Origin of the sequence: Vibrio sp. MOR3 (assembly GCF_001557775.1) — a bacterium.
GTDB lineage: Bacteria > Pseudomonadota > Gammaproteobacteria > Enterobacterales > Vibrionaceae > Vibrio > Vibrio jasicida.
The window spans coordinates 487,614-508,917 of record NZ_LNRD01000001.1 but is presented as its reverse complement, the minus strand read 5'-3'; the positions used below and the strand labels follow the sequence as shown (position 1 = coordinate 508,917).

General features: G+C 44.7%; 19 protein-coding genes. 9 read left to right on the top strand and 10 right to left on the bottom strand.

Going from position 1 to position 21,304, the window contains the following annotated elements; translation table 11 throughout:
- Window positions 1-46: 46 nt before the first annotated feature.
- On the bottom strand, window positions 47-1,039 hold the full coding sequence (locus tag ATB76_RS02310) for a Gfo/Idh/MocA family oxidoreductase (RefSeq protein ID WP_042600204.1): 993 nt from the start codon (window positions 1,037-1,039) through the stop codon (window positions 47-49).
- A gap of 51 nt (window positions 1,040-1,090) precedes the next feature.
- Window positions 1,091-3,727: an ATP-binding protein gene (locus ATB76_RS02305; RefSeq protein WP_061034521.1), complete on the bottom strand. Its 2,637-nt coding sequence runs from the start codon at window positions 3,725-3,727 to the stop codon at window positions 1,091-1,093.
- 631 nt (window positions 3,728-4,358) lie between these two features.
- On the opposite strand from ATB76_RS02305, the gene ATB76_RS02300 reads away from it, so the two are divergent.
- Window positions 4,359-5,792 (top strand): glyceraldehyde-3-phosphate dehydrogenase, encoded by a 1,434-nt coding sequence (locus ATB76_RS02300; RefSeq protein ID WP_039974968.1) that lies wholly within the window; start codon window positions 4,359-4,361, stop codon window positions 5,790-5,792.
- 257 nt (window positions 5,793-6,049) lie between these two features.
- Window positions 6,050-6,271: a hypothetical protein gene (locus ATB76_RS02295; RefSeq protein ID WP_005442428.1), complete on the top strand. Its 222-nt coding sequence runs from the start codon at window positions 6,050-6,052 to the stop codon at window positions 6,269-6,271.
- Between the two features lie 161 nt (window positions 6,272-6,432).
- On the opposite strand, the gene ATB76_RS02290 is transcribed toward ATB76_RS02295, so the two are convergent.
- The 4 genes from ATB76_RS02290 to ATB76_RS02275 form a co-directional block, all read right to left on the bottom strand.
- Window positions 6,433-7,047, bottom strand: a complete 615-nt coding sequence (locus ATB76_RS02290) for a LysE family translocator (protein ID WP_061034520.1) — start codon at window positions 7,045-7,047, stop codon at window positions 6,433-6,435.
- A gap of 108 nt (window positions 7,048-7,155) precedes the next feature.
- Entirely contained in the window at window positions 7,156-8,070 is a 915-nt protein-coding gene (locus ATB76_RS02285; protein WP_061034519.1) for a LysR family transcriptional regulator, read from the bottom strand.
- Window positions 8,060-8,437 carry a nuclear transport factor 2 family protein gene (locus tag ATB76_RS02280; RefSeq protein WP_038877641.1) on the bottom strand — a complete coding sequence of 126 codons (378 nt, stop codon included), beginning with the start codon at window positions 8,435-8,437 and terminating at the stop codon, window positions 8,060-8,062. Before ATB76_RS02280 ends, ATB76_RS02285 begins: the two co-directional genes overlap by 11 nt.
- Window positions 8,434-8,889: an Lrp/AsnC family transcriptional regulator gene (locus ATB76_RS02275; RefSeq protein ID WP_038877644.1), complete on the bottom strand. Its 456-nt coding sequence runs from the start codon at window positions 8,887-8,889 to the stop codon at window positions 8,434-8,436. Before ATB76_RS02275 ends, ATB76_RS02280 begins: the two co-directional genes overlap by 4 nt.
- A 176-nt stretch (window positions 8,890-9,065) precedes the next feature.
- Between ATB76_RS02275 and yjeH the strand changes: the two genes are divergently transcribed.
- Window positions 9,066-10,328, top strand: coding sequence for an L-methionine/branched-chain amino acid transporter (yjeH, locus tag ATB76_RS02270; RefSeq protein WP_038877647.1), 1,263 nt, complete (start codon window positions 9,066-9,068; stop codon window positions 10,326-10,328).
- Between the two features lie 11 nt (window positions 10,329-10,339).
- On the opposite strand, the gene ATB76_RS02265 is transcribed toward yjeH, so the two are convergent.
- Window positions 10,340-11,773, bottom strand: coding sequence for a PLP-dependent aminotransferase family protein (locus ATB76_RS02265; protein WP_061034518.1), 1,434 nt, complete (start codon window positions 11,771-11,773; stop codon window positions 10,340-10,342).
- A 100-nt stretch (window positions 11,774-11,873) separates the two neighbouring features.
- Between ATB76_RS02265 and ATB76_RS02260 the strand changes: the two genes are divergently transcribed.
- Window positions 11,874-12,530, top strand: coding sequence for a pyridoxamine 5'-phosphate oxidase family protein (locus ATB76_RS02260; protein WP_038867344.1), 657 nt, complete (start codon window positions 11,874-11,876; stop codon window positions 12,528-12,530).
- Here ATB76_RS02260 and ATB76_RS02255 read toward each other — a convergent pair.
- Together ATB76_RS02255 and ATB76_RS02250 are read right to left on the bottom strand one after the other, a co-directional pair.
- Window positions 12,511-13,833 (bottom strand): ATP-binding protein, encoded by a 1,323-nt coding sequence (locus ATB76_RS02255; RefSeq protein ID WP_061034517.1) that lies wholly within the window; start codon window positions 13,831-13,833, stop codon window positions 12,511-12,513. The genes ATB76_RS02260 and ATB76_RS02255 overlap by 20 nt on opposite strands.
- A 2-nt stretch (window positions 13,834-13,835) precedes the next feature.
- Window positions 13,836-14,528 carry a response regulator transcription factor gene (locus ATB76_RS02250; RefSeq protein ID WP_038867340.1) on the bottom strand — a complete coding sequence of 231 codons (693 nt, stop codon included), beginning with the start codon at window positions 14,526-14,528 and terminating at the stop codon, window positions 13,836-13,838.
- 371 nt (window positions 14,529-14,899) lie between these two features.
- On the opposite strand from ATB76_RS02250, the gene ATB76_RS02245 reads away from it, so the two are divergent.
- Both ATB76_RS02245 and ATB76_RS02240 read left to right on the top strand, forming a co-directional pair.
- Window positions 14,900-16,435: a hypothetical protein gene (locus ATB76_RS02245; RefSeq protein WP_061034516.1), complete on the top strand. Its 1,536-nt coding sequence runs from the start codon at window positions 14,900-14,902 to the stop codon at window positions 16,433-16,435.
- A 12-nt stretch (window positions 16,436-16,447) separates the two neighbouring features.
- On the top strand, window positions 16,448-17,137 hold the full coding sequence (locus ATB76_RS02240; RefSeq protein ID WP_061034755.1) for a hypothetical protein: 690 nt from the start codon (window positions 16,448-16,450) through the stop codon (window positions 17,135-17,137).
- 70 nt (window positions 17,138-17,207) lie between these two features.
- Here the strand turns inward: ATB76_RS02240 and ATB76_RS02235 are convergent, their stop codons facing one another.
- Window positions 17,208-18,209, bottom strand: coding sequence for an AraC family transcriptional regulator (locus tag ATB76_RS02235; protein WP_061034515.1), 1,002 nt, complete (start codon window positions 18,207-18,209; stop codon window positions 17,208-17,210).
- 107 nt (window positions 18,210-18,316) lie between these two features.
- Here ATB76_RS02235 and ATB76_RS02230 point away from each other — a divergent pair, with 107 nt between their 5' ends.
- From ATB76_RS02230 to ATB76_RS02220, 3 genes are all read left to right on the top strand, one after another.
- On the top strand, window positions 18,317-18,643 hold the full coding sequence (locus tag ATB76_RS02230) for an MFS transporter (protein WP_005433326.1): 327 nt from the start codon (window positions 18,317-18,319) through the stop codon (window positions 18,641-18,643).
- Entirely contained in the window at window positions 18,643-19,866 is a 1,224-nt protein-coding gene (locus ATB76_RS02225; protein WP_061034514.1) for a biotin/lipoyl-binding protein, read from the top strand. Before ATB76_RS02230 ends, ATB76_RS02225 begins: the two co-directional genes overlap by 1 nt.
- A 101-nt stretch (window positions 19,867-19,967) precedes the next feature.
- On the top strand, window positions 19,968-21,290 hold the full coding sequence (locus ATB76_RS02220; protein ID WP_061034513.1) for an AarF/ABC1/UbiB kinase family protein: 1,323 nt from the start codon (window positions 19,968-19,970) through the stop codon (window positions 21,288-21,290).
- Window positions 21,291-21,304: the final 14 nt, after the last annotated feature.

The following is a 21,304-nucleotide window of genomic DNA, read 5'->3' as shown; positions in this document are numbered from 1 at the left end:
GCGAGGGCTTTGTTGTTTTAAAAACGAGAAGTTGAACGAACTAACCTCAACTAAGTAAAGACATTTTATCAGCAGGGAAAACCACACCAGTTTGCCTTCTTACTTCGGTCAGTACTTTTGCAACGGTCAATGAACGCTGCTTCATTTGATCATCCATCACACCCAGTTTAAGTTGTTTAGCAAAGGCTTGAGCTTCATAGAACATGTGGTTCTCTTCTTGCGGCAGCGTTAGGACTTCTTTATCTTCACCGCGCGGAATGCGTTCAACACCACGACCTGTCGCAATCATATCGACAATCACACTACCTCGCTCACCTTGAAATTCACTTGGAATGAGTGAATCACTCACCTTAGAGTGTAGTAGGTTCACATTAAAGCCATCGTACGCCAGTGTTACGCTGCCACAACCATCTACGCCTGATGATAAGATGTGAGCACTTGCTTGAACACTATTCGGCTCACCAAACAGTTCAATCGCAGAACCAACACAGTAATAACCAATGTCCATGATTGAGCCATTAGAGAACTCTGGGTTGAAGGTATTTGGGTTTTCACCGTTTAGGTATTTCTGGTAACGAGAGGAGTATTGGCAGTAGCTAATCGTTGCATGACGAATAGGGGCAATCGTCGGTAAGCTGTCTTTCAACACTTGGAAGTTTGGTGTGTATGGCGACATGAAGGCCTCGAACAGCACCACGCCATTTGCTTCTGCAGTCTTAAACATGGCTTGTGCCAAAGGATAGTTAGACGCCATGGGCTTTTCACAAATGACATGCTTACCAGCGTTTAGCATTTGAATAGCTTGAGGCGCATGAAAAGAGTTAGGACTAGCAATGTAGACCGCATCGATATCTGAGTCTTTACTTAAGGATTCTAAACTATCGTAATAAGACGCTGCGCTATAAGGTTCACCAAACGAACGTGCCTTATCAATATCACGTGAATACACCGCTTGTAGGCAAAATTCTTTACTTTGAATGGCCGCTTCAACAAATTGTTGGGAGATCCAGTTAGTTCCAATAACAGCAAGTTTGAACATGTTACTTCCTTTTCATTATCGTTCGGTAGCCATAGGGCCCATCAGAGCGATTTAAGCAAGCTTTAGTTCATTAAACAACTCAAATAGTTGGTTCGATTTGTAAGGTTTCGGTAAGTATGCATCCATCCCCGCCGCAAAGCAGTTCTGAATGTCTTCCTCTAGTACGCTCGCGGTCAAAGCGATAATGGTGATCTTATCGCTGCCCACTTCTTTTTCCCAACGACGTATCTCTTTTGTGGCGGTTAAGCCATCCATCACAGGCATCATGCAATCCATCAGGATCGCATCAAATTGCTCTCCTTTTGTAATGGCTTCTAATGCTTCTTGTCCATTACTGGCAATTAAATAATCGTAGCCCGCTTTATCAAGAAAGAAACTGGCAATCTTTTGGTTCATCAAATTGTCTTCTGCAATCAAAATCCGGCGATGAGTTCGAGATTGGTTAATGTTATGAATGACAGCCGACGCCGTGACATCGTAACTTTTATTATTCTGTTCGACTTGAGCAAGCTCATCAATGGCATGCCTGAAGCGATTACCAAGGAAGGGTTGAGTCAACACCGCATGAATGCGCTCTGAGTTGGTATAGGTCGTAGTGAGATGATGCTGACAAACAATGATTCGACTCACATCGACATATTTCTCTAGTTCATCGATGGCCGAGTCCAACGTACTTTTACCATCATGGCAGTAAAAAATGACTTCGGCTTCTCTTGAAGAAAAGGTCAAATCATAAATGCGCTTAACCTCTGAAAGTTGTATTCCTGCTAAACGGCATTCTTTAACGATTTGGTCGGTGTAAGGGTATTGGTCTGTGATGAGTATGCCCGTTCGAATTAATTCTGAACGCCAACCAACAATTGGTAGCACTTCTACCTCGATTGAGAATTCGAAATGGGTTCCTATCCCTTTCGATGATGTCGCGGTTAATTTGCCACCCATCATGGCAACCAATTGACGACAAATCGCTAAGCCTAATCCAGTACCACCAAACTGACGCGAGATGCCTTCATCTTCTTGGGTAAAAGGTTCGAAGATGGTATTCAGTTTGTCTCGCTCAATGCCTATCCCTGTATCTGTCACTCTAAACGTTAAGAAAACGCTCTTTTGCGTCGTCGATTCTTGGTAATCAACGTCGACAGAAATGTGCCCTTCATGAGTAAACTTCACCGCATTCGAGACTAGGTTCATGATGATCTGTTTGATGCGGTGATCGTCGACCATAATGCGCGGAGGAATACGTTCATCCAGGTTAATGTTTAGTTCCAGTTGCTTGGACGTTGCTTTAGATTGAAACAAAATCATTGACTGATAAACGACCTCGCGAATGTCAGTCTCGATTAAGGAAAGCTGTAAGTGACCAGATTCAATTTTCGATAAATCGAGAATGTCGTTCAGAAGAGTCAGCAACGTATGAGACGAAGTATCGATATCGGTTAAGACTTCTTTCTGATGAACTGAAAGGTCACTTTGGGACAGAATCTCCGTCATCCCAATAATGCCATTCAATGGGGTTCGTATTTCATGGGACATGCTGGCAAGGAAAACTGACTTTGCTCTGTTAGCCGAGATAGCTGACTCTTTGGTTTTTAGAATCTCTTCTGTCTGTCGGTTTTGCTCTTCCATCATACGATTGACTTGCTGCGCGAAAATGGTGAACTCATCATTACCATCAACGGCCACTTTCTCCCCTTTAACGTGTTCATGGATGAGCGTGTTGAGAGAGTGAATGATAGAGTCCAGTTTGCTGTGCACTCGATACCAAGTACCAAACCCCAGCCAACACAATAAGACGATGATGACCATGACTCCCGACGTCATCAGCGTGATGCTTTGTTTTTGCGAACTGACTTGTACTAACAATGCACTCTCGACTTGTTGAGTGAACCCTGCCGTCATTACTTGTAAGCGTTGTACGCGGTGGTCAAGGTCTCTAAGGTAAGTTACATAGTCCGATTGCGATAACTCACCTACCATCAAACGCCCACGAGCTTCAATGCTAGAAAGATAGCGCGGCGATGTGTACAGGCCCAGTAGTTTCTCAACTTGCTCATTTGAAGCCCCCAGCTTTATGAACCCTTCCAAACTTTGCTGCTGCCGCTCAATTGATTGGAAAAACATGCCTTGATTGGGCTTACTCTCCGGCTCTAACACCAAGCGATAGGTCAGCCACGCCTCTTTTTGCGTCCAATAAGAAAGCTGTGCGAGGTAAGCAATGAAGTCTTGCATCCAATGCGCTTCGTCACTGTCAAATAGATGGTAATGCTGAACCAATGCCTCAGACATCTCCTGTAAGAGTCGAAATGACCAATCTCCTGCATCCACACTGTCCTTTATGTCGCCGGAGATCACATCTAGCATGGCTTGCTTTAAATCATTGGAATATTCCACTGTGTGACTGTTTTGCATGAACTTGTCGTAAATCGCGAGGGCTTTGTCTCGTTGAACTTTGACTTCGATCGGAAGAGGTTGCTCTTCTCCATATTGATGACGTTCTTTCTCCATCTCATACACAAAGTGGGATGCTTCAGAAATCAACTTCAAGCCTTGGATATTACTGACGGTTTGGTTGAGTCTGGCGACTCGTTGAGAGTTAATAGAAAATTGGTGAACGGCGAACACAGAAATAACCACCGCAGGTAACAGTGCGAGTAGAGCTAAACGTAATTTTATAGAAAGTTTTATCATCCGTTCGCCCGAGTTAAGAAAAGGCCCTCGAATTAATACTAGACTACTTTCATAGATTGAATATGAACTTATGCGAAGGGTTTTATTGGCGCTTTTGCTTCGCTTATCTGCTCAAATAGGTAAAAACAACACTTAGCGCCCTTTGTTGCACCAAGGTTAACCGAACAAAAAGTGTGACTGCTTGCAAAATTTTGCAGCATCATTTTTAAACAGATTCGGTTAAATCGACATAGACCATTGGTGAACCCTAGACGGTCATTAAAAAGTTGATAAAACGTTTACCATTTTCGTGTTAAAGAATACAAACATCACAAATTTCAAATGGTAACTATCATTGTTGCAACCTTTCTATTTGAGATGATCCTTTATAGTCACGAATTAAGTTTTATATTTGTAAAAAGTCAATCCCCATAAAACCCTGCCTTAGTCACATTAATCAACTAATCAAAAGACGATTTGCCACACTTTAAGCTGGATTTATTTTTCCTAGCAGAATAAGACCTCCACCCGTACAATCCGCACACATAATTATTACAACCCAATTACATAACACCCTCACTTCACGCTCTACCGTTGAGGTAATAGCTGAAAGTAAGGTCAGCCCCCAAAACGTGAAAGGTCCGAAACAACAATGAGTCCAGAGAAATATCTCCAAGACTGGCAAACAAGCCAAACGATTGCTGAATCTATTTCCCCTCTTATTGGTAAGCTATATCGTCAAAAAGGAATTGAAGTAGTTCTTTTTGGTAAGACACTTATCAACGCCACCACCATCGACATTCTCAAAACTCACCGCATTGCAAGACGTTACACTGGAAGTCCTCTATCTCTTGAACAAACCATGCCAATCATTCAAGCGTTGTGCGAAATGAGCATTTCATCTTGCCGCGTAGATGTTGGTCAGCTTGCTGGTATGTACTGGAAAGATCACGAAGACACCTCTGCCCTAAACGACTTCTTGCACACAGCTTTGCACGGTGCCCGTGATGCTGATTCTTCTTTAGCGGCTCGTGATGTGGTTCTTTATGGTTTCGGTCGCATTGGTCGCCTATTGACTCGCCTCTTGATTGAAAAGAGCGGCCCAGGTTACCCACTTCGTTTGCGTGCGATTGTGGTTCGTGGCGGTAAAAAAGGCGACCTTGAAAAACGTGCGAGCCTATTGCGCCGTGACTCTGTACACGGTCAATTCAATGGCAGCATCGTTATCGATGAAGAGCGCAAAGCCCTCATCATCAACGGCAACTACATTCAAATCATATACGCAAACAACCCAAGTGATGTGGACTACTCGGTTTACGGTATTAACGATGCACTTGTTGTTGATAACACCGGTGTTTGGCGTGATGCAGAGGGACTAAGCCAACACCTAGCATGTAGCGGGGCAGAAAAGGTGCTGCTTACTGCGCCAGGTAAAGGTGAAATCAAGAACGTCGTATTTGGTGTGAATGAATCTGTGATTCAAGAAGATGACACCATCATCTCTGCGGCGAGTTGTACAACCAACGCCATTACACCGGTCCTTAAAGCGTTAAATGACAAGTATGGTGTTCTTTCGGGTCATATTGAAACGGTACACTCTTATACCAACGACCAAAACCTCATCGACAACTTCCACTCTGGCGATCGTCGTGGTCGCAGTGCCTCTTTGAACATGGTTCTCACTTCAACAGGTGCTGCGAAAGCCGTCGCAAAAGCACTGCCTGAACTAGCTGGTAAGTTATCTGGAAACTCGATTCGCGTCCCTACTCCAAATGTATCAATGGCTGTTGCAAACCTAAACTTAGGTGAAGATGTAGACCGTGATTCACTGAACGACTACCTGCGTGAAATGGCGTTAAACTCAGAGCTTTCTGCTCAAATAGATTACACAGATTCGACAGAAATCGTATCAAGCGACCTAGTTGGATCTCGTCACGCAGGAGTGGTGGACGGACAAGCGACCATCGCACAAGACAAGCGTTGTGTATTGTACATCTGGTACGACAACGAATTCGGTTACAGCTGCCAAGTTGTGCACTGTATGGAACAAATGATGGGTGTTCGTTACCAAACATTCCCTCGATAAGGTGAAACCTTGCTCCACAACGTTAACCACAATAGGTAACGAGTAGCACCGCAGCATTTGTTTTTAATAATAAGCGCCCCGCGCATTACTAATAGCTCTTCCCCGTTTATACGCCTGATGACCTCAGGCGTTTTTTCGTTTTTAAGACTCTTTGACATTCCTCAGACATTAATTAACCAACTTGAACGCTATATTCATGTTTCGTTCATGTTCAGAGCACTAATATGAACCCATAGATTGAAAGAGAGGTCATGATTATGAATCGAATTATCGTTACTGCACTAGCACTGATTACTGGCTTTTTTACTTTGGTATTTAGCCTAATCATGGCGATTCCATTGACCATCGCAGCCCTGATTACTGGTAAACGTATTGAAAAGCGCGTGAAGCAAATGCAACAAGAAATGCATGAAGAGTATGAATTCAATACGGGCAAATCCGACGCGATTGAAGGCGAGTTTGAAGAAGTTCGTCGCTAACGCTTCTGAAGGTTCCACACTCCCCCCCTATGTTCCTGAGCAACCTTCTTTGCTGACATCCTATCTCGTTAAGAGTTAGGATGTTTTTTTGTCTGCCATATACAAAAAAAGGCTACCATCGCGGTAGCCTTTTTGCTTTTTATACAATGCGTTCGACTTGGTTAAATCGTCACAACCACTCGCACCGCTAATAGCATTAAAACGATGCCGGATAATCGGTCAATCAATACTGCCTTTGAGCGAATACGGTCCACAACGCGCGAGTTCGACAGAACCAATGTGATGAAGGTGTACCACAAACCATCGACAACAAACGGGGTCGCGACGATGATCATTTGGTTACTTAGATCGTTACCTAGCGCCACAAATTGACTGAACAATGCGATGAAGAACAGCGCAATTTTCGGGCTTAGAATCGAAATAAGAAAGCCTTCTCGCGCCGATTGTAAAACTGTCGTCTCTTCACCGGATTCGAGCTTCGCTGCTACACCACCTTTTGAACGTAAAGCATTGAAACCGAGATACGCCAAGTAAGCAGCACCCGCCAAACTGATCGTCTTAAATAGCAATGGGCTTTGTTGAAGTACCACTGCCAAACCTATCAAGGTAATGAACGCATAAATACCAATACCAAACGCGTGCGCCCATGCGGTAGCCAAACCATTCACGCGGCCACCAGCTAACGAGTGCTTAGCAACAATCGCTAAGCTTGGACCTGGCGACATTGCCCCTAATAAACACACGGTAAAAAGTGATAACCAAACTGTTAGTGACATAAGAATCTCCCCTCTTTGGCGCTAATCTATCAACGGAACAGGTATAATTAGAAATCAAAGTTTTTCATACTAATCATGATTTCAAATCATAACCTAATAAGGCATTTATTATCGGATGGAATACTCTGAGATCTGCATGACCAAACGAATCTCTTCGCGCACCCATTTATGCGCTGGATCGGTATCGTATTTTGGATGCCACATTAACCAATACTGATGAATAGGCGTTTCGAGAGGCAGTGCTTTATGGGCTAAGTCCCAATGCTTCGCAAGATTGACCGCAATATGCTCTGGAACCACCATCAGATGTTCACTAGAAACTAAGCGATTGATGGCAGCAGAGAAGAAAGGCACCTTGAACGTAATATGACGTGTTTGCCCTAGTTCTCTTAATGCTAAGTCGGTGTACGAATCTTTGTCCCCACCCCCCGTAACTTTAATGTGGGAGTAAGAAATTAAATCTTCAACACTGATACTGTCTTGCTTTGCTAACGGATGAGAAGCTTTCATCAAACAAACTGATGAGTCTTCACCAATCTTCACACTAGATACACCCTGAGGCTTCTCTGGATACATGGAAGACGCGATATGAATACCAGTTTCATGAAGCTTATCTAGAAAATCTGGCTGCCACAGTCGGTACGCCATATCTAACTGAGGAGCAAAGCCACTCAGATGAGAGGCAATATCAGGGAGGACGTATTGGGCGACATAATCACTAGATGCAAATACTAACTCCGCTTTCCAATCCTCAGGTTCAAAAGGCTTGTCATCGAGAAGATGGTCGAATTCCGCTAACAAGTCATCTAACTTCTCTTTTAGAAGCAATGCTCTTGGTGTTGGAATCAGTTGGTTACCCTGTCGAACCAATAAAGGATCGCCGCACAATTCACGTAACTGCGCTAATTGACGGCTTACCGCCGATTGGGTGATGTACAAACGCTCAGCAGTTCTGCTCACATGGCACTCTTCAAGTAGGACATGTAAAGAGCGCAGTAGATTCAGGTTGATGTTATTCAGCACGCTCAACCCATTGAGCACGCCAATCTGCCGCGGCGTAATCTTCCGGCCAGTATTCCACTTGTTTGCAAATCAGGCCATCACGGACAGTATGAAAAGTAATTACCCTATCCGAACGTACACCATCGCTAACGATCACATCGGTAACGACTTGATCAGCATCAGCCACGATGCGTTCGATAGTAAAGGTCCATTTCCCGTCCGCAGGATAAGCTGAATTGAGCTCTGCAAAGTTTTTTCTACCTCGAATCACTTCTTTAGTTAATGGCCAAATCACGGCGCAGTCAGCTGACAAACACTCTGCCGCCGCATAGAAGTCATTGCTTGCCATTACGTTCCAGAAATTGAGGACGATGTCTTTTTCGTTCATTTTACAAACTTACTCCCTGTGGTATTGAAAAACTCCGTTAACACGGTATGTGTCATCACGTTACGAAGCTCTGGATAGCTTTGGATATAATCTCGAATCTCGTTGAGACGCGCGATATTAGGCACTTCGACAAACAGCATCATATCGGTTTCACCACTAATAGCGTGACACCATTTAACACCATCGATTTTATACAGGTCATTAGCGTAATTGTCGCAATGATGGCTAGAAGCGGAGGTATCAAATTTGAGTGCCATGTAAGCACAAATCGTCGACTCTTTAGATATCGCAATATCGGCATGATAGCCAAGGATGACTTGGTCATTTTCAAGCTTTTTGATCCGAGCTGTCACAGCTGAACGTGACAGGCTAACTTGCTCTGAGATTTCAGTAATAGAGAGACGGGCGTTCTGCCGTAATAGGTCTATGATCTGATGATCAAATTTGTCCATAACATCACCAAGCTTTCCTTAATTTTGCCATTCTACTCAATTACAACTTATTGAAAACCGACAATTTGCGGTTTATCGGCAAAACAACCGTCATTTTGACGGTCGACAACATCATTTTGCTGTGCAGAATTTAGATATGCTTGTGGCTCGCATTACCTAGACGTTCAGAGGTCGTTATGGAACAACTCAAAAAAGACATTACGCTGATATCCGGAATCGGTCAGCTCTCAACTACCTTAATGGGCACGGGTCTATTTATGATCCCAGCGATTGCCGCTGGCATTGCAGGTCACTTCTCACTTTGGGCTTGGATTATTTTATTCATTGCCATTTGCCCTATCGCGCTTACCTTCGCTCAGTTAGGCAAACGCTATCCAAGTGCTGGTGGTACAGCATTTTTCGTCCGTAAAGCCTTTAATAGTAAGCTAGAAAGCAGCGTAGCGTGGTTATTTGTTAGCGTCATTCCTGTTGGTGTTCCTGCTGCTGTCGCACTTGCTGCAGGCTTTTTACAACAACTGTTACCAGAGTCCATTAGTAATCACCTTTTCGCTCAAATTCTCACGGTTGCTCTGTTAATGGTGGTCAACTTGCTCGGCACTAAATCATCAGGTCGCTTACAAACCATTATCGCACTGAGCATTTTTGCTCTGGTCGGTGCATTTCTGTGGAAAGGCGATGTTGGTTCTGCCGATTTAACCATGCCTGTCATTACGATGGATTCAACTTGGTCGATTGCAGCGGCTTTGGGCGTGATGTTCTGGTGTTTTGTTGGAATAGAAGCTTTTGCTCATATGGGCGAAGAGTTTAAGAACCCACAACGGGACTTCCCGATTGCCATCATCGTTGGTTGTTTTGTTGCAGGAATCACTTACTGGGCATGTTCGGTCGTCATTCTAAAATTTGGTGCTTACGGCAATGCCCAATTCGATAGTGCATCGATCCCTTGGCTGAGCGCCCACCTATTTGGTGAAAACGCTAAATGGATAATCAGCGTGGTTGGCTTTTCTGCATGCTTTGCCAGCGTAAACCTTTATACGCAAAGCCTTTCTCGAATGGTATGGGCGCAAGCAAGAGAACACAAGCCAACCAGCGCTATCGCGAGAGTGTCGGTTCGAGGCGTTCCAGCAAATGCCACTCTCGTTGTTGGGGTTATTTTGCTAGTTTCGTGCGTTATTGGGTCACTATCTGGTTTAGATCTGGAGTTTTTCCTCAAACTCGCGAATGGTATTTTTGTTCTGGTCTATCTATTGGCAATGCTTGCTGCTTACAAATTGCTACAAGGTTGGGGAAAGATCCTCGCGGGAATTTCTCTTGTACTGTGTACAGCAGTATTCATTTGTTTGGGTTGGTCTATGCTCTACGCCGTTACTATTTTTGCCGTGCTCTCTTTACCGTGGAGGCAATGGCGAAAAAAGCACACTAGACGGGTAACTGAATAAGACCCTACTCCTTATTCAAACAACTGAGAGAGTTGCTCAACCAACGCATCAATATCTACTAACGCGACATTGCCATAGCCTAGTACAGCGCCTTGCCAATCTCGCGTTTTAAAACCTGAATGCTCATAAAAACTCATCGGACGCAGCACAATACCTTTTAACTGAGCGCGCTGCGTCCATTCATGTTCATCAATTCCCTGCTGCCACTTTAAAGTAATATGGAGACCAGCAGCCTGACTGATCACCGCAACTCTATCGCCAAAGTGCTTTTCAACCGCCAAACACATTTGTTCATGCTTAATTTTGTACAGTCGGCGCATTTTTCGGATATGACGCAATAACCCACCTTCAGTGATAAAATCTGCCAACGCTTCTTGTGCGTGCGTAGGTGAATCACCACTTAACGCATCTTTAACCACCAAACATTGTTCCACTAAACGTTCAGGAACCACAAGGTAGCCAAGCCGCAGGCCGTTAAACATCACTTTACTGAAAGAACCCACATACAACACGCGATCATCTCGACCCATTTGAGCCGCTAGCCCTTGTAGGCTGGTATAGGGGCGATGAGCAAACTGGAATTCGCTGTCATAATCGTCCTCGATGATCCAACGTGATTGCTCAACTGCCCAGTTGATGATCTTTCCTCTTTGCTCGGTATTGAGTGTGGTGCCCATCGGATATTGATTGCTTGGGGTGATATACAGCGCATTGGCATCACTTGTGGTCACCGCTTCCACATCAAAACCTAGTTTCTCTCGTACGAACAAAGGCTCAAATTGATACTGCTGAAATTGAATCAACTTACGCATTTGTGCGTAGCCCGGTTGCTCCATCAGAACCTTATCACTTTGCTTGAGAACAACCATCGTCGCAATCGACAACGCTTGCTGAGCCCCAGAGGTAATAATGATGCGCTCTGGGGAGCAATTCACTGAGCGGCTTGATGCAAGGTAGTCAGCTAAAGCACAGCGTAATACCCAACTGCCCTGAATATCTTGATTGCCGAGCAAACAGGATCGGGAGAGATGGCGAGCAAGTAACTTTTGCCATTGCGCCATCGGAAACGCTTCCAAATCAGGCACACCCGGTGCAAATGCGCGGTTGATGTCAAAGTTGTTTTTCGGTGAAGAGTCCGTCTTGATTGAACTAGGTTCAGGTAGATACTGCTCCGGCAGTTCGACGGCAACATAAAAACCCGAACCTTTCTGACTGTTCAAGTACCCTTCCGCCACTAACTGCTCGTAGGCTGAAATTACGGTATTCCGACTAAGGTTAAGCTCTTGTGATAGCTTTCGTGTAGAGGGTAATTTCCCATTCTTCGCCCACAACCCTTGAACAATCTTCTCGCGGATTGCAAAAAACAACGCTTGCTGACGCGTTCCATCACTTTCTTTTAAATGCAGGTCACCGATATCAATCAAAGACAAACTGGATCCATCCATTAGTTAAAACTGGTTATCTTTAAGTTACCAGTTAAACGCTACATTGCAATCAGAGATTGAGGAGCAAGTGCTCGTCCATGTGAGCAAATAAGGAGAGAAAATGTTATCCAATACTAATAGAACGGAAATTAAGAAAGGCGTACATAAAGCCGTCTCTGATGTTAGCAAACTGCACGCCATCATAGATGAAAGCCTGATCGCTCATATTGCAATAACAAACGAGTCTGGCCCTGTAGTCATCCCCATGTTGGCATGGCGTGTCGATGATTACGTTTATATCCATGGTGCCAACAACAGTCGATTGTTACGCTCACTCAAACAAGGAGTGCAAACGTGCCTTACCTTTACTTTGTTTGATGGTTGGGTATTAGCTCGAAGTGCGTTTCACCATAGCGCGCATTATCGTAGTGCCGTGGTCTTTGGGCAATTTGAGATGGTGGAGAATAACCAAGAGAAAGACAGGTTACTGAATCACTTTATCGAACAGATCGCTCCGGGGAGAACCGAAGAAGTTCGTTTGAGTAATGAGAAAGAACTCAAAGCCACCATGCTACTGCGTATTCCACTGACCGAAGCATCGGTAAAAATAAGCAATTTTGGCGTCAACGACGATTCAGAAGACATGGATATTCCCGTTTGGGCTGGCGTATTACCGTACCGAACGGTTGTAGGCCCACTTGAGCCGTGTAACGATTTATATGAGGGTATTCAATCGCCCGATTACCGCCAAGCCTACCCTAATCGCTGGTCGGAATAAGCACGGTAAATCGCGCGCCACCTAAATGACTTTCTCCAACAGAAAGATCCCAGTGGAGCAGCCTCGCGGCGCTGGTTGTTATCGCGAGGCCCAACCCGAATCCTTTGATATCAGCGTTACGGCTTTTATCCAATCGAGAAAACGGCAAAAATATTTCCTCTCTTTTCTCTTCTGGTATACCAGGTCCATCATCTTCAATATCAACTATCCAAAAATGATCAACCTGTCTCAGCGTCACAGTCACTTTACCGTCACCATATCGCTTGGCGTTTTGCAGCAAGTTATCAATAACCAAATTTCCTAGCGTCGGTTGCAAACCAATCATAGGGTCTTCTTTTGCTTCTTCAGCCAACGACAGCACTGCCCCTAAATCATGATAGTGCAGTCGATGTTTTAGCCATTGAGGTAAGTGCACCAACTCATACGTTTCGTTCATCAAATGATTATTCGAATTCAATCGAGATAACATCACAATATCGGAGGTGAGATGGTTGACTACGTCGACATACCGTTCAATATCATCATGCAATTCAGCTTGCTGCGCCCCCTCACAACGTCGTGCTAAATCGGTCGCGAGCTGAATACGGCTTAATGGTGTACGCACTTCATGAGGAATAGCTTGAGTGAAAATCACACTCTGTCGAACCTGTCTTTCAATGTCTTCCGCCATGGTATTAAAACCACAAGCCAATTCGCGTATTGGAGCGGAGAAATCCTTAAGCTCAACGCGCTTACTCAGTTCTCCCGCGCCAAACTGTTGTTGAGTCGCAGTTAAATGACGAATCTGATTTTCCAACTTTCGAACCGGAATATAAACCATCACGCCTAAGCTAAGAATCACGGCGATAATCAATGTTACGACGAAGATGATCTCTGAATCCTCGTCCCAATCTATATCGGGACTGAAAAAATCACCTTTCTCTTTAAAGACTAAGCTTTCTGATGTGTTGGGCAGAGGAAAAACGGCGGCGTACAACGTATCATCAACCAAATAAACGGGAATACCTTGTAAGTGATACAACAATTCGCAATGGTGGCACGGTGCTGAGCCATCCCAATCATGAAGCAAAGTCAGGTCGAAGATAAAGAAATCTTGTTTTCCGTTTTCGGTGAGATTTTTGTAAAGCGAGTCTTCTGTCCCACGTTGCTCTATGTACTGTTCAACAAAGTAAGCACCGTCTTCGAGAAATATCCCCACTTCCGTTTTACGCATGAACTCTTCGCCCATAAAAATAAACAAAGTGATCGTCAGAGCTAACCCAGAAATGATGCCTACGTATAAACGAGTAAACGTCGAGAACATCGTTATTTACCCGTCAGCATGTAACCTCGGTTACGGACAGTTTTAATGGTGGCAGTATGAATATGGGCTTTGGAAAACTTCTTTCTTAAGGAAGAGATTCGCATATCAATCGAACGATCAGTAATGCAATACTCGATGCCTCTTGCTAATCGACAACAAGATTCCCGCGAGACAGGTTTATCAACGTTAAGCATTAACAGTTCGAGTATTTCAAACTCAGAGTCAGTTAAGTCTATATCTTGTTCCAAATAAAAAGCTTTAGAACGGCGAGTACACAAGTCAATTCCGTAACGGCTTAATTCCACGGTTTCAACCATGTCCACTTGACGACGATACCGACGCAGAGCAGCTTCAATGCGAGCGAGAAGGATATTGCCTTTAATCGGCTTGGTTAAGTAATCGTCAGCACCGAATTTGAGCAAGCTAACTTCACTCATTTCATCATCAGTTGCCGTCAACACAATAATAACGCCCTGATAAAAATCGCGCGCTTCTTGGCAAATCATCGCGCCGTCTTTACCGGGAAGCATAAGATCGAGTAAGACTAAATCAGGTTTAAACGCTTTGATGCTGTCTAACGCATTCAAGCCATCATCAACAATAGTGACAAGATAGCCTTCTGCTTCTAGATACATCTTGGTTAGTCGAGCGATCTCAGAGTCATCCTCTACGAGCAAGATTTTATTGCTAACCATGATTTATTCACTCCATCTATAAAACAGAAGAAGTATATCGTCCGATTTGTAGGGTGCAACCCACTCTATTGACACTTTTTCCTACAAGAAATGCCTTACAAACACTTACAAACCATACATTTATAAAAACACGCACAGCTAATAAAACCAGAAATGGAATTACCAACCACACAATTATGATTAAAAAGATTTTTAAGCTAAAAATTAATGCATATTTAACATATAAATCCATTATTATTTTAGATTAGTCGAATTAAAAACCTTACAAGAATTCATTCCCAACAGTTATGACTTCATTTGCCCATATAGACAGAAATTCCTGTTACTCATAGATTCTCGGGCGAACCTTCAGTCAGTGAGTAATACAAAAAATGAAATTCGCTCAATTATCCCCTTTGGCAATATTGTGCGCGGTAAGCCTTACGGCTTGCGGTGGTAGTGACTCCAGCTCGAAAACATCGACAACGACTACGCCACCAGCCCCAGTATTGAGCACCGTTATCATCCCTAATGTCGTTTCTACAGCGTTTCCTACTGAGTTGAAGGTAGCTGCTGATGCTGGCTTCACCCACTATGTAAAAATCTCGCTTTCTGAAGCCAACAATGATGATGCATTTCATATTGTTGCGGTTGACGATGGTGTGAACAATGAAAAAATCTTTCGTGCCGCAAAAATTATCCAGCACCTACTCACAACCCAACCGAATTCTAAATACGGTACCGACAAATCTCGCATCGCTAAGACACTAGCAGCACGTGACGCGACATTGATGTTGACTAAAAACGACGATCAAAATGATGAGATGCTGACAAAAATTTTCGTCAGTGAGCTTATTCGTCAAGGCAAGTTGAACCACGCAATTGCTGATTCAGGTCTAACGCACACTTTTGATACCAGTTCTTTAGAGAAGTTTGTGGAAGACATGATGGCACTTAGCGAAGAGGACTTAGATTCACTTGTCGATTCGATTGCAACAACCTTAATGAACAGCGCAGACACACCAAACTGGTTGATGAACAGTCAATCTTTAATGTATCGCGAATTGACCGTTGAAGGCGATTGCCATTACATGAGCAACTTTGCCGATTACTGCGCTAATCTGGGTGAGCATGCTGACCGAGACGCTGCTTTTGAAGAGATTCTACATTTGGTTCAAGCGCAAGGCATTGCGCCTAACGCGTCGACTTCGTCACTGCAAAACGGCATTCAAGCACATGCACTGAGTATCTATTCCGATATGCAAGCTGGCAAGCCCACCGTGTGGCGTCCTACACAAAGAGACTGGGAAGATTGGGAGTCGGACGACTTCGACCCGGAACATGTTAAGCAAACCGGCCCTTCTTACTCTCATGAATATTTTGCTGCTGCTTTTGAAGCTTACATGGGTGTAGCAAAAGCAAACGGGCAAGGCCTAGACGGCTACCAAGCTTTAACGCGTGAGGAAATGCAAAGCCAAGACCCGCAAGCGGTTGATTGGATTAGCGGCTTATTCCACGGATATTTGCAATACACCGCGAACATCGACTCTGCTGGCGTCAAACTCTACACGGAGAAGACGAATCCAGGCACAGTGCCTACCTTCCGTATGGCACCAAACAAAGACGGTTTGGTAGAAGCATACACCTACAAATCTCAGTGGCTCACAAAGGTAAAGATCGTGGGCGACCAAGCAATCAATGTCATCGGTAACGATCAAGACAACACCTTCGAAGGCAACAACAAAGATAACAGTATTTACGGTGAAGGAGGCATCAACACCTACATCGTGCCACACAAACTGGCGGAATGTATCGTTATCAAAGCGAAGAATGTAACTATTGAGTGTCCTAGCACAGGCACTGACGAGCTATACGACATTCAGAACATCCAATTCACCGACCAAACTTTAGACGTAACGAAGCTATAAACGATGAAAAACATGAAGAAACTTACTCTACTTGCTCCCCTAATCCTTGTTGGCTGTGGTGGCCTTGCCGTCATGGATCGTACTGATGCAGTAAAAGCGCAACCAGAAATGTTGGTAAAAACCGACGGCGATTTTTGGGGATTCGGAGCCGATGGTCGATTTGATTTTGCCGGTAAGTACAAAGGTAAATACTCGCGCAGTGCTTCGAACTCAAGCTGGTTCAATCGCATCTCGTTCAAAGAAGGCGCAATGGGTGCAGAAGTGACTCGCGTAGACAGCGGCGAAACCTGGTTACTGAGCTGCACAGGTGGCGGTATGTCAGTGAACTACATGGGTGTTGATTTTGGTGGAAACGACCCTTACACGTGCCAAATCACCCAAGACGGTGTCAAAGTCGGTGAGTTTGCAATGAAGCCAAAATCGGCACTGATCGATATCAGTCTAGAAAAGAAAGAGACTGGCAGCGTTCGCGTTGGCAACACGCATTTCAACGTAGAAACCGTGCACACAAGCCCTGATTCAATGATGGCGGTAGATATTCCATTGGGTTACAGCTTCAAGCAAGGCACACAAGAAATTGCTGCGGTACAAACCAACGGTACAATCGCAGTGCAAATGCTTCCCGAGCTTAGCGATCAACAAAAAGACGTGGTGGCTATTGGTGCCGTTGCGAGCGCACTCAGCTGGCGTCCAGAAGAATAAGCGCTTAACAACATAGAAGAACCAAAGCCCTCAACCTAGAGGGCTTTTTGTTAATACATGATTTGTCACTCTATTTTTCTAGGCGCGCCGCGTACTGCTTTGGCGTCAGCCCACGATGTTTTTTGAACATGCGATTGAAACTCGCCACATTGGTATAACCAAGGCGTACAGAAATATCATCAATACTCACGCGTTTGCTCAATAACCCTGCCGCTACATTACTCAATACATAGCCTGATACCGTCGAGAAGTTGAGCCCTAATTTGTGCAAACGGCGTTGAAACTGCTGATCAGATAAACCAAGTAGAGAAGACACTCGCTCTAACGTTGGTAACCCGTAATGACTGCTGTAGTGCACCACTTCATATATCACTTTCAGTTCATCTTCTGGATCGGGCATATTGAGCAAGTCATCCAAGTCGGAAAAGCTCATCGCTAAACGGTTGTCTTCACGATGAGTTACCTGCCGAGAAGCAAGACGGTCATCACCGTTAATCCATATTTCTGTCTTGGGTTGGCTCCAATCGATATCGCACCCGAAATAATCTTTATACAAATAATGATTCTTCCTTGAACCAGAAACCAATACGCGAAGCGGTTTATAATCTTTACCTAGAAATTCTCGAAGAATTTTAATCATAAAAATGGCGCTACGAATACTATCGTGAACCTTTATATTGGTATCAATAAAGGGATTGTCGTACGTCCACTTAATGATCTTGCCCGATTGTGCTCCAGCAAAGAACGCCCCAGACTGAAGGTTACTCACGCCATAGTTCACACGTCGAATCGTGCTGGCTAGATCATTACCAGAAAACAACCAACGCCCAACAGGTCCAAGTTTTTGCAAATCGATATCTCGGCTGACATTCAATATTACGTCTGGATCACCACTCATCCTTTCAATCCGTTGATACCATTCACTGACCGCTTTCAACGGAATCAAGGTCATAGGGTTATGGAAGACTGAAGACGGAATCCCAAGCTCATCAGACGTCAAATTGTATTTAGATAACGCAAGGTTATGCATGTTTAAAATGCCCATCGCGCGAATGAATCGAACTGTTTTCATAACCAATCACATCAAAATTCATCTTGTAGTGATTGAATGTGTCACAAAGACTCATCCATTTCAATTCCTGCTCAAAATAAGCCAACAGTTTGATAGAGGAGTGTTTAATGAGTTTACTGAGTGTCCCATTTGTCGGAACAGGCGCAGATACTGCGTTACATGTTGTCGCTGCCGTCGTTTTAATCGCGAGTGTTGCAGGCGCGTGTTACGGCTTTTGGAAAATCCATGAGTTGCCTATTAATAAGGCGCACAGCAAGGACCATCATCAGATAGGGCTTATCACTGCCCTCACCTGGATAGGATTTGTCTGGCACTGGGTATGGGTGCTAGCCGTGATCTTTGCATTCGTTGATATGGAAAAAGCCATCATCAATCTGCGTGATACATGGAAAAGTAAACCGCAAACAGAAACACAGCCACAAGAGGAGGCATAATGTTAGAAGGTTTAGCGGTATGGGCACTCTTCATCTATCTGCTCCGTTTAGTCGGTATGCCTTGGAACAAAGCGACCAAATCGTTCGCTTACCTTGGCGGTTTGGGTTGGCTGATGTTCGTATGGGTGGGCTTGATTAACTTCACTCCGATGGATTTGTCCGGCGGTTCAGTGGTGCAATCTCCTCATGTTCAATTGCGCCCAGATTCAACTAACGTGAAGGGCAAAGTTGACCACATATACATCAAGCCAAATCAACAAGTTGAGAAAGGTCAGCTCATTTACGAACTCGACCCAACGCAATATGAAATCGCACTGAATCAAGCACGTGTATCGGCGGACTCTGCCAAAGTGGCTCTGGCAACAGCGAAAGGTGACATCGCCATAGAAGAAGCGAACCATGAAGCGCTTGTTCAAGATTTAGAAACATCAAAGAGTCAGTTGGAAGCAGCGAAAGTTGACCACAAATTGCAGAAAAAGATGCTCGATCGTTATGTTGAGCAAAACCGAGTGGTGCAAAACACCATCACGGAAAGCGATATTGATAAACAATCGAGCACTGTCGATATGGCTCGCCATAACGTGTTGACGCTTGAATCTCAAATAAAGAAGAAACAAGTCGATATCTCACGTGCAAAGTTGGCGATTCATAAAGCGGAGTTAGCGGTTGAGACTAAGCAAGCAGAATTACGCCAAGCCAATGAGCAAATTGCAAAAGCACAATGGGACTTAAACAGCACCAAAGTGCACGCACCAAGCGATGGCTTTGTGACAAACTTTATCCTCCGTGAGGGTCAGCGTGTATCGGCGATGCCGCGTATTAATATGTACACCAACGAGAAGTACGTACTGATGCGAGTGAACCACCAAGCGATTCGTAACATCAAACCGGGTCAACCTGCGGAATTCTCCTCTTCGGTTTATCCAGGTAAGATCTTCTCAGCGACTGTCGAGGGCATTGTTGAGGCAACAGGTGAATCACAAGGTAACCTAATGGGCTTCGATGACTCTGTTCGTGTGACAACCGGTAAGAACTTGCAGAACAAACACCACTTTGTTCGCCTTAAGATTGATGAGCCAGAAGGCTACGACATCCCTGTGGGCTCTGTTGGCCTCGCATGGGTCAGCGGTGAAAAACCGATAGGCTTCATGGCCTTCTTAGATGTGATTCGCGGGATCATCATCCGAATGAAGTCTCAACTGTACTTCTTCTACTCTATCTAAACTCACAAACCGCCAGTTCCGCTGGCGGTTTTCTTTTCATTTGTATCCAAGCACGTACTTTTCCCGTATAACAATTGGTTAGTAAACAACGGAGAAGATTCATGTCGGCAAAGGAAAGAAGCCTACCCACACATCGCATCTCAAGATTCAGCAAGTTCGCTTCACTTGCTACCCGTGTCGCAGGTAACGTAATTGCAGAAGGCACCAAGCAGATTGCCAAAGGCAACAAACCAAAAGCTAAAGACCTATTGCTGACGCCGCAGAACATTGCGCGCTTAACCGACCAGCTCGCCCATCTGCGTGGTGCTGCAATGAAGCTCGGTCAAATGCTGTCAATGGATGCTGGTGATGTACTTGAACCTGAACTCGCAGATATTCTCTCCCGTCTTCGCTCCAACGCAGACCCAATGCCAGCGAAGCAACTGAACGGTGTTATGGAAGGTTCGCTTGGCGCCAACTGGAAAACCGAGTTCCTCTCCTTTAACTTCAAACCTATTGCCAGCGCTTCAATCGGGCAAGTCCATCAGGCCTACAGCGATGCAGGTGATAATCTAGCCGTCAAAGTGCAATATCCAGGCATAAGAAAAAGTATCGATAGCGACGTCGATAATGTCGGTACACTACTCAAAGTCGTTGGGTTGATTCCGGAGTCCGTCGACTACAAAGGACTGCTCGAAGAAGCGAAAAATCAACTGCATGATGAAGCCGATTACGCACGAGAAGCGCAATTTGCCATTCGTTATCATGATGCTTTGAAAGAGCACCCTCATTTTGTTGTGCCAAAGATCCATACTGAAAGTTGCTCCGATTCCGTTCTCGCGATGGAATTCATTGATGGTAGCCCGATTGAGCAAATCGAACATTATGATCAGAGTACGCGAGATTTTGTCATGCATAGCCTACTCGAATTACTGTTCAGAGAACTGTTCGAATTCAAGATGGTACAAACCGACCCAAACTTTGCTAACTACTTATATATCGAAAACACTCGTCAAATCGGCTTGCTAGACTTTGGGGCGACTCGCGAATACAGCGAACAATTTAGTACTGGCTACCGCCAAGCCTTTGCATCTGTCGTGAATAATGACGAACAAGGCTTGAATGGCGCGCTTGAACAGATTGGCTTCTTCAGCCAAACCATCCTGCCAGCACAGCGCCAAGCAATTCTCGACTTAGTTAAAATGGCGTGTGAACCCATGTTGGTTGATGAACCTTACGACTTCAAAGCCAGTGGCCTAGCTCAGAAACTCCGAGAAGCCGGCACCATTCTAAGCATGGAACAAGAGTACTGGCACACCCCACCAGCGGATGCACTATTCCTGCACAGAAAAATCGGTGGTATGTACTTGCTCGCCGCTCGTATTGGCGCAAAAGTAAACATTCGCCAACTGGTCTCACCTTACCTACAGATTATTGACGAATAGGCTATTGTTTTTCT

Coding starts and splice junctions, on each gene's coding strand:
- ATB76_RS02245 (WP_061034516.1), top strand. CDS start 14,900: ATGAAATTCGCTCAATTATCCCCTTTGGCAATATTGTGCGCGGTAAGC.
- ATB76_RS02280 (WP_038877641.1), bottom strand. CDS start 8,437: ATGAACGAAAAAGACATCGTCCTCAATTTCTGGAACGTAATGGCAAGC.
- ATB76_RS02250 (WP_038867340.1), bottom strand. CDS start 14,528: ATGGTTAGCAATAAAATCTTGCTCGTAGAGGATGACTCTGAGATCGCT.
- ATB76_RS02260 (WP_038867344.1), top strand. CDS start 11,874: ATGTTATCCAATACTAATAGAACGGAAATTAAGAAAGGCGTACATAAA.
- ATB76_RS02265 (WP_061034518.1), bottom strand. CDS start 11,773: ATGGATGGATCCAGTTTGTCTTTGATTGATATCGGTGACCTGCATTTA.
- ATB76_RS02275 (WP_038877644.1), bottom strand. CDS start 8,889: ATGGACAAATTTGATCATCAGATCATAGACCTATTACGGCAGAACGCC.
- ATB76_RS02240 (WP_061034755.1), top strand. CDS start 16,448: ATGAAGAAACTTACTCTACTTGCTCCCCTAATCCTTGTTGGCTGTGGT.
- ATB76_RS02235 (WP_061034515.1), bottom strand. CDS start 18,209: ATGAAAACAGTTCGATTCATTCGCGCGATGGGCATTTTAAACATGCAT.
- ATB76_RS02295 (WP_005442428.1), top strand. CDS start 6,050: ATGAATCGAATTATCGTTACTGCACTAGCACTGATTACTGGCTTTTTT.
- ATB76_RS02255 (WP_061034517.1), bottom strand. CDS start 13,833: ATGTTCTCGACGTTTACTCGTTTATACGTAGGCATCATTTCTGGGTTA.
- ATB76_RS02310 (WP_042600204.1), bottom strand. CDS start 1,039: ATGTTCAAACTTGCTGTTATTGGAACTAACTGGATCTCCCAACAATTT.
- ATB76_RS02290 (WP_061034520.1), bottom strand. CDS start 7,047: ATGTCACTAACAGTTTGGTTATCACTTTTTACCGTGTGTTTATTAGGG.
- ATB76_RS02225 (WP_061034514.1), top strand. CDS start 18,643: ATGTTAGAAGGTTTAGCGGTATGGGCACTCTTCATCTATCTGCTCCGT.
- yjeH (WP_038877647.1), top strand. CDS start 9,066: ATGGAACAACTCAAAAAAGACATTACGCTGATATCCGGAATCGGTCAG.
- ATB76_RS02230 (WP_005433326.1), top strand. CDS start 18,317: ATGAGTTTACTGAGTGTCCCATTTGTCGGAACAGGCGCAGATACTGCG.
- ATB76_RS02220 (WP_061034513.1), top strand. CDS start 19,968: ATGTCGGCAAAGGAAAGAAGCCTACCCACACATCGCATCTCAAGATTC.
- ATB76_RS02305 (WP_061034521.1), bottom strand. CDS start 3,727: ATGATAAAACTTTCTATAAAATTACGTTTAGCTCTACTCGCACTGTTA.
- ATB76_RS02300 (WP_039974968.1), top strand. CDS start 4,359: ATGAGTCCAGAGAAATATCTCCAAGACTGGCAAACAAGCCAAACGATT.